This is a genomic window from Stakelama pacifica (assembly GCF_004361835.1).
Classification (GTDB): domain Bacteria; phylum Pseudomonadota; class Alphaproteobacteria; order Sphingomonadales; family Sphingomonadaceae; genus Sphingomonas; species Sphingomonas pacifica.
The window spans coordinates 123104-138730 of the sequence record NZ_SNWD01000010.1 but is presented as its reverse complement, the minus strand read 5'-3'; the positions used below and the strand labels follow the sequence as shown (position 1 = coordinate 138730).

Annotated in this window: 8 protein-coding genes; all 8 read right to left on the bottom strand. The window is 62.3% G+C overall.

The genetic code is table 11. The annotated features are described in order from the left end of the window. Positions 1–79 precede the first annotated feature (79 nt). The 8 genes from EV664_RS14060 to EV664_RS14025 all read right to left on the bottom strand — a co-directional run bounded on the left by EV664_RS14060 (position 80) and on the right by EV664_RS14025 (position 15574). Entirely contained in the window at positions 80–733 is a 654-nt protein-coding gene (locus EV664_RS14060; protein ID WP_308423534.1) for a TonB-dependent receptor plug domain-containing protein, read from the bottom strand. 325 nt (positions 734–1058) lie between these two features. Further along, positions 1059–2039 carry an isoaspartyl peptidase/L-asparaginase gene (locus EV664_RS14055; protein ID WP_133496370.1) on the bottom strand — a complete coding sequence of 327 codons (981 nt, stop codon included), beginning with the start codon at positions 2037–2039 and terminating at the stop codon, positions 1059–1061. 248 nt (positions 2040–2287) lie between these two features. Continuing rightward, on the bottom strand, positions 2288–4210 hold the full coding sequence (locus tag EV664_RS14050; protein WP_133496350.1) for an alpha-L-fucosidase: 1923 nt from the start codon (positions 4208–4210) through the stop codon (positions 2288–2290). Between the two features lie 55 nt (positions 4211–4265). Continuing rightward, positions 4266–6590, bottom strand: a complete 2325-nt coding sequence (locus EV664_RS14045; protein WP_133496349.1) for a GH92 family glycosyl hydrolase — start codon at positions 6588–6590, stop codon at positions 4266–4268. Further along, positions 6587–8023: a glycoside hydrolase family 125 protein gene (locus EV664_RS14040; RefSeq protein WP_133496348.1), complete on the bottom strand. Its 1437-nt coding sequence runs from the start codon at positions 8021–8023 to the stop codon at positions 6587–6589. Before EV664_RS14040 ends, EV664_RS14045 begins: the two co-directional genes overlap by 4 nt. After that, positions 8020–10617, bottom strand: coding sequence for a glycoside hydrolase family 3 C-terminal domain-containing protein (locus EV664_RS14035; RefSeq protein WP_133496347.1), 2598 nt, complete (start codon positions 10615–10617; stop codon positions 8020–8022). Before EV664_RS14035 ends, EV664_RS14040 begins: the two co-directional genes overlap by 4 nt. After that, on the bottom strand, positions 10617–13226 hold the full coding sequence (locus tag EV664_RS14030; RefSeq protein ID WP_133496346.1) for a beta-mannosidase: 2610 nt from the start codon (positions 13224–13226) through the stop codon (positions 10617–10619). Before EV664_RS14030 ends, EV664_RS14035 begins: the two co-directional genes overlap by 1 nt. Further along, a complete protein-coding gene (locus tag EV664_RS14025; protein ID WP_133496345.1) occupies positions 13223–15574 on the bottom strand; it encodes a beta-N-acetylhexosaminidase in 2352 nt (783 codons plus the stop codon). The genes EV664_RS14030 and EV664_RS14025 overlap by 4 nt, the downstream gene beginning before the upstream one ends. Between the last annotated feature and the right edge of the window lie 53 nt (positions 15575–15627).

Sequence of the window (15627 nt, the reverse complement as noted above, 5' to 3'; positions counted from 1 at the left end):
GCCCCCAATACGGTTGTTGCCATCACGCCCAGTGAAGGGCATCAAAACGGCCCAAGGCTCTACTCGTAAATGGTAGAAACTACGGGCTCAGACCATGGCCGGCGACTTCCGAAACCAGACCCGGCTTATTCTCATGCGCATAAAAATTGTAATTGGTGTCGAGGCGGATGCCATCAAAATCGCCATCCATGATAAAATTGACGACACCGGCAATGGCGTCGGACCCATATACCGCCGACGCGCCACCCGTCAGCACATCGACGCGCTTGATCAGCGCGGTCGGGATCATGTTGACGTCCTGACCATTCATCGTGCCGAGACGCTTGCCATCGACCAGCACGAGGGTGCGCTCAAAGCCCAGATTGCGCAGCTTAATCCGCTGGCGGCCGTCTGAATCCGCATAAGCCTGCTGACTATCCGGCGCGATCTGCGGCATCCGGTTCAGCACTTCCTCGATATTCACCGCCGCCTGCTGCTTGATCTGTGCCGACGTCACCGACTGGATCGGCGCTGCCGCCGCAACATTGGGGCGAGAAATGCGGCTGCCGGTCACGACGATATTGTCGATGCCGTCATTCCCCGCGTCGGCGCTCTGGGTCGTAAAGGCAGTTTCGCCCTGATCCTCGACCTGTTGCTGCGCGGGCGTTTCGGTTTGCGCATGGGCGGCGAGCGGCAGCATCGCCATCCCGCCGAGACACGTAGTCCCCAACCATAGTTTCGTAAGCGATTTCAACGTCATTCCCCTTAACTTTCGCGAAACGCGATGCTCCCTGCGAACATCGCGCTCCGGGTGTTGCAGTTGCGACTTCCCTCTCGCTGAATCGCGTCGCGACGATTCAGCGCTCACATGCCCGGCGCGCTATTGCGCTTCCGATCATTCAATTGATTTATTGGGCCAGCCCTTTCGGCTTGGCCTCTGCTCCCGGCTGTCTCAGCGCCAGCCAAAAAGCGGTATCGCTAACATTTCTGCCCGCAAAGTGCGTTCGCAACAGCACTTTGCTGTTCAACCGGGTCGCTCCCATTCGGCCCTCATCTGTCGACCCTGCTGCCTCCTTTTTTCAGCTTGCGTTGCCTGTCTGTCTCAGGCTCTTCGCGGGTTGGACACTGGTTACGCCGTTCCGATCGGTCACGGCGTAGGTAAAGCCGGGCTGAAGCGCATAAGCGCCCGCTTGCCCCCGGTGATTGATTGCAAGAAAGCCGACCTGCGCATCGCGCACTGCATCGCCGCGCAGCTTCGCGATGTGCATCACAGCCTCACGGCATGCCGCCTCAGGCGACAGACCTGCGCGCATCGATGCAACCACGCGCGCCGTGCCCGCAATCCGGGTTACTTCCTCACCGACCCCGGTCGCGGCGGCGGCGCCCACGCCACCTTCGACGAACAGTCCGCACCCGGCCTGAGGCGAATCGCCGACCCGGCCGCGCATCTTGTACGCCATGCCCGATGTCGTGCACGCGCCGGCAAGCTCACCCGCCTCGCTACATGCGAGCAGACCGATCGTGTCGTGATCGAGGGCATTGCCCCGCATGTTCTCGATATTCGCTACCGGCTTATACTTCGCCGTCTTCAGCCATTCGCGCCACGCCGCTTCCGCCTCGGGCGTCAGCAGGTTGCGCATATGAAAGCCCTGCTCGATCGCGAACTGGTGTGCGCCTTCGCCCACCAGCATAGTGTGCGGCGTCGCCTCCATCACGCGGCGGGCGACCGAAATCGGGTGAACGAAATCCTCAAGCGCGGCGACAGCGCCGACCCGGCCGTCGCCATGCATGATGATCGCATCAAGGGTGACATGGCCGTCGCGATCAGGATTTCCGCCATAGCCGACCGAACGGTTTTTCGCATCGGCCTCGGGCACCTGCGCACCCGCCTCCACCGCGTCAATCAGCGTGCCCCCCGAACGCAGCTTCGCAAAGGCAGCTTCGTTGGCGGCGGCACCAAAGTCCCAGGTCGAGACGATCAGTGCACCGTCGCTGGCTCGCTCAGCCCCACGCACAGGCATAGCACTCGCGGTCAGTGCGCCTGCTATCCCCATTCCCATGGCCTGACGGCGAGAGCGTTTCACGCAATTTCCCCCTGTCCCTTTGTCCGAGGAAGGAAGATCATTTGCTGATTCATCCTGCCTGCCGGAAACAAATTTGTCACATGAATAGGATGTATTCAATACCAATAATAAAAAATGTTTAATCTATCTTCGTTGGTCCCCTAACGATAATTATGTTGCTTCGCGACAAACGCGCCGCTCCCTCGCACCGAACCAGCGGACGCGCCTTTACAAGCCGCCTTTGCCTATCTTCGCGTCGTAAATCCGCCGATTTCGGCGATGATCAGATGTGCCGCAGGAACAGCGGTCGCTTCGAAACGAAGCCGCAGATAGCGCGCCGCTTTGGGTGAATCGAACGCGATACGTTGCGTCGCAAGCGCATAAGCGATGTTCGAAAATTCGCCCGAGGCCGCATCGCGCCAATGCACGCCGTCCTCGCTTACCGATGCGACATATCCCTTGGGTGGTGCGCCATTGGTCTGCACCGCGCGAGACGGAGTCAGGCTGAAACCCGCAAGCACCGCCTGCTCGCCGAGGTCAAAGACCAGCTCCGCAGGCTTTCCCTGGATCGGTGCAGGTGCCGTCCAGACCGTCGCTGCATCCTGATCGAGCAACTTTTCTGCGCCGGGAGCGCTTGCCGAAACCACTTTCCATTCGCGGGTGTCGAGCAGCGAGGGGTCGTTCGAAACAACCGGAGCGACAGGAACCGGAGCAACCGAACGGAACAGCTCGAACGCGCTGATCGCGGGACAGGCGGGAGCTTCAAGAATGCGCAGGCGCACGCGGCGCGGCGCGATTGCCTTCGGCAGGCGAATGACGCGCTGCGCCGAGATACATTCATGTTCGGCAAGCTGCTGCCAGCGACCGTCGATCTCGGCATCCACCGCAAAGCGGGTGACGCGCACGCCAAGCGGCAGATATTCGCGCAGCCGGATAATGTCGAACGCCGTGCCCGGCTTCAGATCGAGCATGAGGGTCGGCTTCGTATCGCCATCGGGGCTGGCCCAATAGGTTTCGCGATGGCCGTCAAGCACCTGCGCAGCGGCGAAGCGCGGCCCGCGCTCCGCGCTTGCATGCGCCACCGCACCTGCCGCCAGATTGGTGGCGAAGGTTGCGCGGATCGCATCGCCAAACGATTTCAGCACCGCAACATCATGATCGGCGATACGGCCGCGGCGATCGGGCGGGATGTTGAGGTTGAGGTTGGTGCCACGCCCCACCGATTCATCGTACAGGCGGATCAGCCGTTCGGGGCTTTTCACCTTGGCGTTTTCGTCCGGGTGATAGAACCAGCCCGGCCGGATCGACACATCGGTCTCCGCCGGCCACCACAGCACGCCGCCGCGCACGCCCGAATTGCCATTATCCTGCTCATAAGGTTCGTTCGGCATGGTCGGCCAGCACGGATCGCCCGCCACGCCATTTTCGTTGCCGACCCAGCGAATATCCGCACCGAGCGGATCGAAGGTACAGGCATCGGGCTGAAGCCGGTGCACCATCGCGATGATCGAAGGCCAGTCATAATATTTCGGCGCGTCGATCTTTCGCGTTTCGCGCGCACCGCCATAATAGCCGTCGCCGCCATTCGCACCGTCGAACCACACTTCGAACAGTTTGCCGTACCGCGTGCAAAGTTCGGTAAGCTGGGCGCGATAATATTCGATATAGGCAGGCCGCCCATATTCGGGGTGATTGCGATCCCAAGGCGACAGATACAGGCCGAAAGGAAGGTTTGCGCGTGCGCACGCATCCGACATTTCGCGCACGATGTCGCCCTTGCCGTTCTTATACGGGCTGTTGCGAATGCAATGTTCGGTCAGCTTGGTCGGCCAGAGGCAGAACCCATCATGATGCTTCGCGGTCAGGATGATCCCGCGCATCCCGCCGGCCTTTGCCGCCGCGACGATCTGATCCGCGCTGAAATCGGTGGGATTGAACAATTCGGGGCTCTCATCGCCATAGCCCCATTCCTTGTCGGTGAAGGTGTTGATCGAAAAATGGACGAAGGCATATTGTTCGCGGCCATGCCATTTCCACTGCCGCGGGGTGGGCGTTGCACCATAGGCTTTGGGCGGCACGCCCACGCCGCTGCTACGCGTAGCGGCATTCGCAATGGCCGGGGTGGCAAGGCCTGCGACAACAAGCGCGCGGCGCGTAATATCGGTCATGGTGTTTCTCCAGCGATTGGTTCGCAAATGATCTGAAAGGCGGCCGTGATCGGCATCATCCCGGTTGCCGTCCGTTGGACGGCGGGCGGCTCGCTAATGCGTGCCCGAATGCGCGGTTAGGCTTCGCTGACATGGTGAAGCGCAGCGTGCCGCCCTTCACCAGTTCGGCATGCGGGATCCAGCTCTTGTCCCGGCGCTGCCCGTTCCATTCGACGCCCGCGACATAGGGCGTGTCTGGCCGGTTGCCGGGCGCCTCGATCACCAGCGCACGCCCCTTGCCAAGCGCAACCTCGGCACGTTCGAACAACGGCGACCCCAGAACATAGACCGCCTCGACCGGATCGACCGGATACAGCCCAAGCGCCGAAAAAACGTACCAGGCGCTCATCTGCCCGCAATCGTCATTGCCGATGATGCCGTCGGGATCGTTCTTATACATTTCGGTGCACAGCCGACGCACCATCGCCTGTGTCTTCCACGGCGCACCGACATAGGCATAGAGATACGCCGCATGCTGATCCGGTTCGTTGCCATGCGCATATTGGCCGACAAGCCCCGAAATATCCGGCGGCGCATTGTCGGGCAGGGTCGAGGGCGCGTTGAACAGCGCATCGAGCTTCGCCTCGAACTTCGCATCGCCGCCCATATGCTCGATCAGGCCATAGACATCGTGCTGGTTGAGGAACGTCGCCTGCCAGCCATTCGCCTCGGTATAATCGCGCCACCATGGCTTGGGCATATGGCCCAATTGCACGGGGTCATATGGCGTCCACCAGCTTCCATCCGCAAAGCGCGGGCGGGCAAAACCGATCGTGCCGTCGATCACATTGCGCCAGTTGCCCGATCGTCTGGTGAGCCGGGCGGCATCGTTCTTCTGACCGATCGCAGCGCCAAGCCGGGAGGATGCCCAGTCGTCATAAGCATATTCCTGCGTCCGGCTAACGCTTTCCCACCATTTGTCGGCGGGGACATAGCCGAGCCGGTCATACAGATCGCGGCCCTTGCTGTTATCCTTGTCCGGCGCATCGAAATCGAAGCTGCGGCGGCGGATTGCGGGCCACGCGGCGGCATAATCCGCCTCGATCCCCTTTGCCTGCGCTTCGGCCAGCGGGACGACGCCGTGCCAGCCGATCATCGTCGCCGTCTCCTTGCCCTGAAGCGGCCAGACCAGCGGACCATAAGGCGACTGTGCCGTCTGGCGGATCATATCGTCGATCAGCGACTTGACCCGCTCGGGCGCGATCAGCGTCAGCAGGGGATGCAGTGCGCGATAGGTATCCCATAGCGAATAGGTGCTGTACGCCGCCCCGCCCGCGGGCACGCGATGCGTTTCGCCGTCCAGCCCCGGATAGCGGCCGTCAACATCCGACACCAATGTTGGCGCAAGCTGCGCATGATAGAGCGCAGTCGTCATCAGCACGCGCTGATCCTCACTGCCTCCAGTCACCCGCACGCTATCGAGCGGTGCCGCCCATGAAGCAGCAGCCTCCCGGCAAACGCTATCGAAATCCCAATGCGTCGCTTCAGCGGCCAGATTGGCGCGCGCGCCGTCATCATCCACCGCCGAAACCGCACAGCGCACCAGCAGCGGCGATGCACCCGCGTCATCATAGTGCAGCACCGCCTTGAGCCGCTGCCCGGCAACCGCGGTAGCGCCATCAGGCTGCACTTCATCTCCATCGCCGTAGAACGTCACCCGGTCTGGCGCGCGCGACAGCTGCAGCGCGAACTGTATCCACCGCCCCTTGGCCCAGCGGAACACCTGCCGCCGCCCGATCAGCGTACCATCGGCCAGCGTCGCCATCATCGCGTTGCGGATCAGGGGCGGATTATCGCTTTTGTCGAGCACCAGATGCGACAGATCGATCAGCAAATGCCCACCGCCGGAAGGGAAGGTATAGCGGTGCCAGCCAATACGCTCACCCACCGTAAGCTCAGCCGCCACGCCGTTTTGCAGCAGCACCCGATAATAGCCCGGCTGCGCCTCTTCGTTGCTGAAACGCTGGCGATAGCCCTTATCCGGCGCTTCCACGCTTCCCGGGATGAGCTTCACCGCCCCCCGGCCCGGTACGACCAGCACGTCGAGCATGTCGCCGATGCCGGTGCCCGACAAATGGGTGTGCGAAAATCCCAGGATCGACCCGTCGCCCTGATGGTAGCCCGAACAGGTTTCCCAGCGCTCTACGCCGGTATCGGGCGAAAGCTGCACCATACCAAAGGGGCGCGTCGCGCCCGGATAGGTGTGGCCCGTGCCCCCGGTTCCGACAAACAGATTTGGGACGGTACGGCGCGGGGTTTTGGTGCGGGCAACGGCGGGAATAGCTGCGGCTGCCGCCATCCCGATCGCGCTTCCGGCCAGCAATTCGCGGCGGTTGATCATGCAAATGCCTCCCGCAGGATATTCGGACGCGTCGCGGAAAGATGGACGATCAGCTCGCCGAACAGGCCGTTCGCCCATGCGAACCAGTCGCGCGTGAAGTTGGCCGGATCGTCCTGATCGAATGCCTCATGCATGAACCCGGTGCCTGCATCGGTATCGCGCAGCATCTTCAGGCAATGACGGATGGTTGCATCGTCCTTCGCCGAAAAAGCGTGCTGGATGATCGACATCGGCCATATCTGACCCAGCCCGACATGCGGCCCGCCAATCCCCTCGGCAGCCGTGCCCTTCGAGAAATAGGGGTTTGCCTCGCTCCAGCACGCTTCCATCGTGCGCCGCCAGAGCGGATCATCGCCATCCAGACAGACAAGATAGGCAAGGCTGGAAAGCGACGGCACGTTCGCATCGTCCATGAACAGCGCATTGCCGAAGCCATCGACTTCATAGGCGATAACGACACGCCCGTCGCGCAGCCGCATCGTGGCATAGTCGCGAAGCGCAGCCTCCACTTCATCGGCAAGCGCGATTGCATCGTTCGCCAGTGCCTTGTCCCCGCGCGCTGCCGCAGCCAGCACCGCAAGTTCGCGAAGCGCGGTTACTGCGAAATAATTGGCCGGGATCAGAAACGGATACACGCATGCATCGTCCGACGGACGGAATCCCGAATGGATCAGCCCCACGGGCCGCGATGGTGCACCATAGCCATCAAGCATCATGGTTTCGGTGGTGCGCCTGCTCACCCGCTGAAAATGATATGGCCCCTTGCCGTCCTTGCGCTGCTGCTCGCGGAAGGTGCGAACGCTCGCCCGTGCGGCCTCTGCCCACTCAGCATCGAACGGCGTAGTATCGCCGGTTGCGCGCCAGTAATCATGCGCCAGCCGCATGGGATAGCAGAGCGAGTCAATTTCCCATTTGCGCTCCGCAACGCCCGGTTTCATGTCGGTCAGATCGCCGATCGACCAGCTAAGATCGGTCTTCGCGGTCGGGTCCTCCATGAACGCATTGGCATACGGATCGATCAGGATGGAACGCGACTGCCGTGCGATGAGGCCGTGATACAGCTCCCGCAGAGCTTTATCCTTGCGCGCAAGGTGCAGATAAGGCCGCACCTGTGCTGAACTGTCGCGCAGCCACAGCGCATTGATATCACCGGTAAAGACAAAGGCATCTGGCTTGCCGTTGACCCGGCTCAGCTTGACCGTGGTGTCGAGCGTGTTGGGATAGCAATTGCCGAACATCCAGCGCAGCTTCGGATCGGCGATCATTGCCGACACGCGATCAATCTCGCGCTCGACCGATTTGCTGACGAAACGGCGCTCGGCAGGCGCGGGACGGCGGCTGACATACTCACCGCCAGCGATTGCCGCGCGTGCGGCCATCGGCGCGGCAGTCAGCGCCATTCCGGCACCGATCAGGGTACGACGATCAATCATTTCGGCAAGACCATTCCCTGTCCGTCAAGGTTGAATTCGACCCATTGGCCCGCCCCGTCGCCCGGCTGTCCGCCGCCAACCCAGACGCGATATTTGCCCGGCAGCACGGTCCGGGTGCCGTCGCGGGCCACGCTGCTGATGCTGCGCGGATCAAGCGTGAAGGAGATGTTGCTCCCCTTCCCCGGCTTCAGCGAAACGCGGCGAAAGGCGGCAAGCTGGCGTTGAAGCACCGGCGTCGTGATCCCACTGCCCTTCCCGGTGTCGGGGGGGAGGATATAGGTCTGCACCACTTCGTCGCCCGCACGCTTGCCCGTGTTCGCCACATGTATCGAAAGCTTTACGGGATCGCCGATTGCGCCGGCCTGAACCGAAAGGTTCGAATAGCCGAAACTGGTATAGCTCAACCCATGACCAAAGCCCCAGAGCGGGGTGCCGGTGAAGTAGCGATAGGTGCGCTCCTTCATCCCGTAATCGACGAACGCGGGCAGATCATCGACCGATTTGTAGAAGGTTACCGGCAGGCGGCCTGACGGATTATTGTCGCCCACCAACGTGTCCGCAATCGCGGTTCCGCCGGCAGCACCGGGGTACCAAGCCACCATAATCGCATCGGCAAGATCGGGATCGACCGCAACCGCGCTTCCGCTCATCAGCACCAGCACCACCGGCTTGCCGGTTGCGCGTAGTGCTTCGAGCAAGTGCTGCTGCGCCGCCGGAAGCGCGATATCGGTGCGGTCGCCGCCGACGAAACCGGGCACGCTGACCTTCAGCGCTTCCCCTTCCAGATCGGGTGACAGCCCCGCAACCGCGACGATCATGTCGGCATCGTTCGCCACCCTCACCGCCTGATCGATCAGCGGCTGCGCAGGCGGCAGCCACATCAGGCGCAGCCCTTCATCCTCGCTGTCATGATCGAGTTCGAGGCGGATCGGCACCGGCTTGCCATCGCTCTGATAGGGAATCGTGACTCTTGGACCGCCCAGCGGACCGTCATGCACCAGCTTGTTATCGACCCACAGCCGGACCGCATCGTGTGTGCTGCAATCCTTCCAGCATGCCGGGATATCGAGCGCGAGCGCATATTTCCCGGCCCCCGGCGGCACGAACTCACCCGTCCAGCGGACCGCAAAGCCCTTTGCATCAAGCTGTGGCAGCGGCGCGACGCGGGTATAGTTGAAATCGACGCGGCGATCCTGCCGCACCGCGACCGGATTTCCCTCCACCTTGGGCGAGGCGAAATATTCGGCGCGAAGCCCCGGCTTCCCATCGGCGCGCAGCGCGGTTTCGGGGACTACGGCCGGCGCGCCATCGGCAAGAACCGATCCCGGCGCATAGGATACCCGATCCGCGCCAAAGCGAGCGCGGATGCCCTCCAGCGGCGTTACCGGGTCGATTGCGGTGCCGTGATAATTGCCCTCCAGCACATTCAGGTCGTCGGCATTGCTACCGATCACCGCGATCTTCATGCCGGCCTTTGCCGCGAGCGGCAGGCGGTTCGCCTCGTTCTTCACAAGGACGATCGCCTCACGCGCGGCGCGCAGGGCGAGCGCGCGATGTGCAGGCGTGCCGACCTGATCGGTGCCGATTTTGCTCCACGGATTATCGGCACCGAATGCGATGCCGAGCTTAGCCCGCGCATCGAGTGCTCGGGTGAGTGCGGTATCGACTTCCGCCTCGCTCACCAGCCCGCGCTTCACCGCTTCCGGCAGCGCCGAATAGGTCGTGCCGCAATTCAGATCGGTGCCCCCCTTGATTGCGGCAGCGGCTGCACCGGCGGCGTCGAGGCGATAGTGATGGAAGAGATAGATATTCCCCACCGCCCCGCAATCGGACACGGTAAAGCCCTTGAACCCCCAGTCTTTCCGCAGCCGATCGTTCATCAGATTGCCCGATGCGCAGGCGGGAACGCCATGGATCGAGTTATAGGCGCACATCAGTGATTCAGGCTTCGCCTCCATCACCGTCATGCGAAAAGCGGGCAGATAGGTCGATTCCAGATCCTGCGGGCTGACATCGACGTCGAAACCGTCACGGCCCGCCTCCGGCCCGCTATGCACCGCGAAATGTTTGGGCGTGGCGATGACGCGCGGATGCGCGGGGTCCGGCCCCTGCAACCCTTCGATGAAAGCAATGCCGAGGCGTCCCGACAGCGTCGGGTCCTCGCCATAGGTTTCCTGCCCCCGTCCCCAGCGCGGATCGCGGAAGATGTTGATATTGGGCGACCAGATGGTCAGCCCTTCATAAATGCGCCGATCCGCATCAACCGGCTTTGCGTTGAATTTGGCGCGCGCCTCGGTCGAAACCACCTCGCCCACCGCATGGAGCAAATCGGTGTCCCATGTCGCCGCCAGCCCGACCGCCTGCGGAAACACCGTCGCGTAGCCATCGCGCGCAAGCCCGTGCAGCCCTTCGTTCCACCAGTCATAGGCGGGCAGTCCGACCTTCGGATCGGCAGGCGCGGTGCTTTGCAGTTGCGCCGCCTTTTGCTCGATCGACATGGCCTCGACAGCGTTGGCGACCGCTTCCCGCCCCGCTTCATCGTTCTGGATTGCTCCCGGCGCGGCCGCGAGCATCAACATCGTCATTCCCAGCATCAGCGTGCTCCCGCCAGCGTGCGAAGCGTCAGCGCCTTCTGAAGCGCCTGTGCGTCTGCATCCGATTGCACCGTCACGCGCACACTCTCGCCCGGCAGCAGGTCGAACCCGTCATCGCTTGGCTGCGCGGCGATCTTGCCGAAATCGAGCATCACTGCCCGGGCGAGCGATCTGGCCGTGATGGTCACGCTCTTGCCCTGCCATTCGGCGGAAAGGCCGGGCGCGGGATAGGCCATATCCTTGGGCAGCAGGCGCTCGATCACCTGACGTGACACCGTCTTGCCACCAATCTTCAGCTCGGCCACCGCATAGCTTGCATTGGCGGGCGCATTGCCGAACAGCGTCGCATCGTCGATCATCGCAATATCGGTCGAGGACAGCGGGGCAAGCGTCACATCGCCGCCCTTGCTGCCCAGCGGCGTGCCGTCCATCGCGAAACCGCGCACATCCCAGGTCGCGGCCATTGGCGTGGTGGCATCCGACACCAGCGCAATGCGCGTCTTCGCATCCGCATGTTCCGCCACGACGATCTGCGGCGCGAAGAAGCGGCGGGCACCATATTGCAGCAGCTTCCACTGACCATAATAGTCGATGCTCGCCCAGGAAATGGCGGGCCATGTATCGTTGAGCTGCCAGTAGAGCGAACCCAAGGTGGTCGGCCGGCATGCGCGGTGATGCCGTGCAGCCATGCCGATCGCCTGCATCTGATTGACCTGCGTCAGATAGACCAGATCGGCAAAATCGCCCGGTTTGCGCAGCCGCTGGTCGAGATAGAGCTGCAACCGTTCATTGCCCTCTCCCGCCAGAAACTTCTGATGCGCCTTCAGCACCGGACTGTCGATCGCGAGCGGTCCGTCGCCCGCAAAACGGCGAATGGTCGAAAGGTCAGGCATCGCCTGAAAGCCATATTCCGACATGAAGCGCGGGCAGGAATCGAGATAATTCTCAACCGGCTTCGATCCGGACCACACGTCCCAGAAATGGCGGTCGCCGTCCTTGTCGGTATCGACCGGCCCTTCATAATCGGTCGAGGGCGATCCCGGCCAATAGGGCACGCCCGGCGAATGTTCGATCACCGCATCGCGCAGCACGCGGTCGAACAATACCGCCATGCCGACGCCGATCCGCTCCTGCTCATCGGCACCGACGCGCTTTTTGAATGCCTTGCGGTCGGACCAGTTTTCCCAGCCCGAAAGGACTTCATTATTACCCGCCCAGAGCACGATCGAGGGATGCGGTTGCAGCCGCTCGACCTGCTGCGCTGCTTCCACCGCGACATTGTGGCGGAAATCGGCGTCCGGCGGCGTAACTGCGCCGCCAAACATAAAGTCCTGCCAGACCATGATGCCCAGTTCGTCGGCAAGGTCGTAGAAGCGATCGTCGAGATAATAGCCGCCGCCCCACACGCGGATCATGTTCATATTGGCATCGCGCGCGCTCTGAACGATCTGACGCATCTGCGCCTCGCTCACCCGCGACGGGAAATTGTCGAACGGGATCAGGTTGGCGCCCTTGGCGAAAATCGGGACGCCGTTGATCTTCAGCCCGAAACTGCCGTCCTTGCGGATCAGCTCGGTGGTGCGCAGCCCGATCTTCTCGGCCTTCGCATCGCTCGATCCGTCATCGGCGGAAAGCGACACCGCAACCTTATACAGCGGCTGCGCGCCATAGCCTGCGGGCCACCAACGCTGCGGATTCTTTACCGATAGCGGCAGGCTGACCGCATTATCGCCCGCTGCAAGTTCAAGCTTGCGCTCACTTCGAACACTGCGCCCGTCAGGACCGGTGACCGTCACACGAACCCGCGCCTCACCGCTTTTACCTGCGCGGACGCTGGCATGGGCGACAAGCCGCGCCTCACTATCGTTCAGCGCTTCCTGATCGACCCGCACGCCATCGAGCCGCGCCTCATCCCATGCTTCAAGCCGAACCGGCTGCCACAGGCCGATATTGACGATGCGCGGGCCCCAATCCCAGCCATATTGATATTTGGGTTTGCGGATATAGGGCGATGTCTGCTTGCCCTTCGGCTCATCCCCAAAGGCGGAGTCATATTCGCCGGGCAGCGGATTTTCCTGCGCCAGCACCATGGGTTGCAATTTCTCGATCGGCGATTCGAACGAAACCAGCAATTCATTGTCGCCTGCCTTCAGCAGCGGCTTCACATCGACCCGCCAGTGGCGATGGGCATTGTCGGTGCGCAGCAATTCCTGACCATTCACCCGCACGGTTGCGAAGGTGTCCAGACCCTCGAACACCAGCTCGACATGGTCGCGGCGAAGCATTTCGGGCGTGACATTCAGCGTGCGACGAAACTGCCAGTTGGTGAGGCCAGCCCATTGGATCGCACCTTCATTGGTGCCCTGAAACGGATCGGGCACCTGACCGCTGGCCATCAGATCCTGCTGCACGCTGCCGGGCACCGTCGCCTTGAACCAGCCGACTGCACCGGGGTGTTTGGCGACCGCTTCCTTGTCCGACGGGTCAATCCGCACCTGCCACCCATCGTCCAGATCGACGCGCTTCAGCGGATCGGCAAAGGCAGAACCAGCAGCAGAGATCAGTGCCGCACCGGCGAGCAGGCGAAGCGTCAGGGTACGCGCACTCATTTGCTGCGCTCCACGAAGGAAACGGATTCTACGGCATAGCGCTGGCCATGAGGCTGCGAGGTGAAGCGGAAGCACACGTCTTCATCTCCTTTCATCTGAGGAATATCTGCACGGAATGTCATTCGATTATCGGCCGTTTCCGGATCGGGCAGCGGGAATGTCGCCAGCACCACCGGGTCGCTTGCTGCACTCCCATCCGGGGCGAAGCACTTCGCCTCCACAACCAGCTCGCCATGGCTGGTCACATCATATTGGCGGACAACGTCATCAAACTGATGCGCAAGGCCGAAGGCGATTTTCATGCGCGCAACCGTAACTTCGACCCCGCGCGCCTGATCCAGCGGCACGGCGCGCGCGGCGCTGCACTGATAGAACAGGTCCATATTATAGGCAGGCCCGTTGGCGGTAGCGTCGGGTGAAAGTGGGACGCGCAAAAGGAACGAGCCCTTCGGACAGGCGACCAGATCGGAATTGCCATAGCGTAGCAGCGCGGACCGGCTGGTGTCGTAAGACCGAACCGCTGACACCGCCCCCCCGCGCGCATCGAACGCAGCGGCACGGATCGTCGCGCCGGGTTTCAGCGTCAGTGGTGCGCGATAACTTTTGGATTTCGCATCCGGTTCGCTACCGTCGAGCGTATAGCGGATCGTGCCCTGCCCGGTCTGACTGGCAAGCGCCACCGTCGCGCGATTGTTGCGCAGCGCCTCGCCGCGCGAACCCGCAAGCGCAAACCGCACCGCAAAGGCGCTGTCGGCAACCGCAATCCCGCCGCGCTTCCACCGGGCGATCTGCGGCATCAACCGGTCGACAAAGCCTGCAAAATCGCGATTTCCCGCTGGCGACCAGACATTTTCCGCAAGCGCCCCGATGCGCGGGAAAATCTTGTGCTCCATCTGCTGCGGCGTGACGAGATATTCGCTCCACGCATTGGCCTGAGCGCCCAGAACATGGCTGCGAAGCGCCGGATCAATCTCGTGCGGCATCGGATCATAGGCATAGATATCGGCCAGCGTCTTGACCTTGATCCGCCCCGGCGGCTCATCGCCCGCATCGCTCTGCAAACCATCGAAATACAGCGTCGGCGAGGGAGACAGGACAACGTCATGTCCGGCGTTCGCCGCCTGAATGGCGCCATCCTCCCCCCGCCAGGACATGACCGAGGCAGAGGCGGGTAGTCCGCCCTCCAATATCTCGTCCCAACCGATCAGGCGGCGACCTTTGGAAGCGAGATATTCGCCGAACCGGTCGATGAGCCAGCTTTGCAGTTCATTCTCGCTTTTGATGCCGAGCTTCTGCATCTGCGCCTGCACGGCGGGCGAGCGGATCCACTGATCCTTGACCGCTTCGTCACCGCCCAGATGGATATACGTGCTCGGAAAGACCGCCATCAGCTCATCGAGGATATTCTCGACAAACCGAACGCCTTCCGCATCGGGGTTGATGAGATAGGGATTTACGCCCCACGCCGTCGAAACCTCCGGCCGGTCGCCAAAAACGCCCATTTCGGGATAGGCGGCGACCAGCGCCTGCGCATGACCCGGAAGGTCGATTTCGGGAACGATCGTGATCCCGCGCGCCGCAGCGTAGGCAACCAGATCCTTCAGCTCGTCCTGCGTATAGAAACCACCGACCCGATCGCCACCGCCCGGCGATGTCCGCCAGGCGCCGATCCGGGTCAGCTCAGGATAGCGCTTCACCTCGAACCGCCAACCCTGATCGTCGGTCAGGTGCAGATGCAGCGTGTTGAGCTTCACCGACGCCATCTGGTCGACGATTTTCTTCACTTCATCGATGGGCTGAAAATGCCGCGCCACATCGATCAGCAATCCGCGCCAGACGAAACGCGGGCTATCCCCGATCACCATGGCGGGCACCGATACCGGCTTTCCGAAACGGCTGTCGGGGCTGAGCAGCTGCGCAGCCGTCATCGCACCCCAGATGAACCCCCGATCCCCCGCTGCCCGGATAGCGATTCCGGTCCGGTCGACAGTCAGGCGATAGGCTTCATCGCCGCTGATCGAGGCGTCGCGGATGAAGCGGATGCGTGCGTCGCCATCCGCTATTTTGAGTGCGATACCCCGCTCGGCACGGACATGCGCGATCAGCAGCTTCGCCGCATCGCTCGCACCGCGATCCTGTGGGGGGACCGCGATACCGGCGCCTGTGCCGATTGTTACCGCTCCCTCGCCCATTTCAACGGTTCGCGGCATCGGGGTTAGCCGGAGCAAATGCTGCGCAGACCGGGTGCGCTCTGCCTGATTAACACCCGTTGCGGACGCAGGTGCGCCGGGGAGCAGCAGGATGGCCGCGATTGCCGCAGCACAAGCCCGATTACCGATAGCGCCCATTTCGCTCCCCTTGACCCGTTTTCCCGAAGGTCCGGCCTTCAGATATTACATTT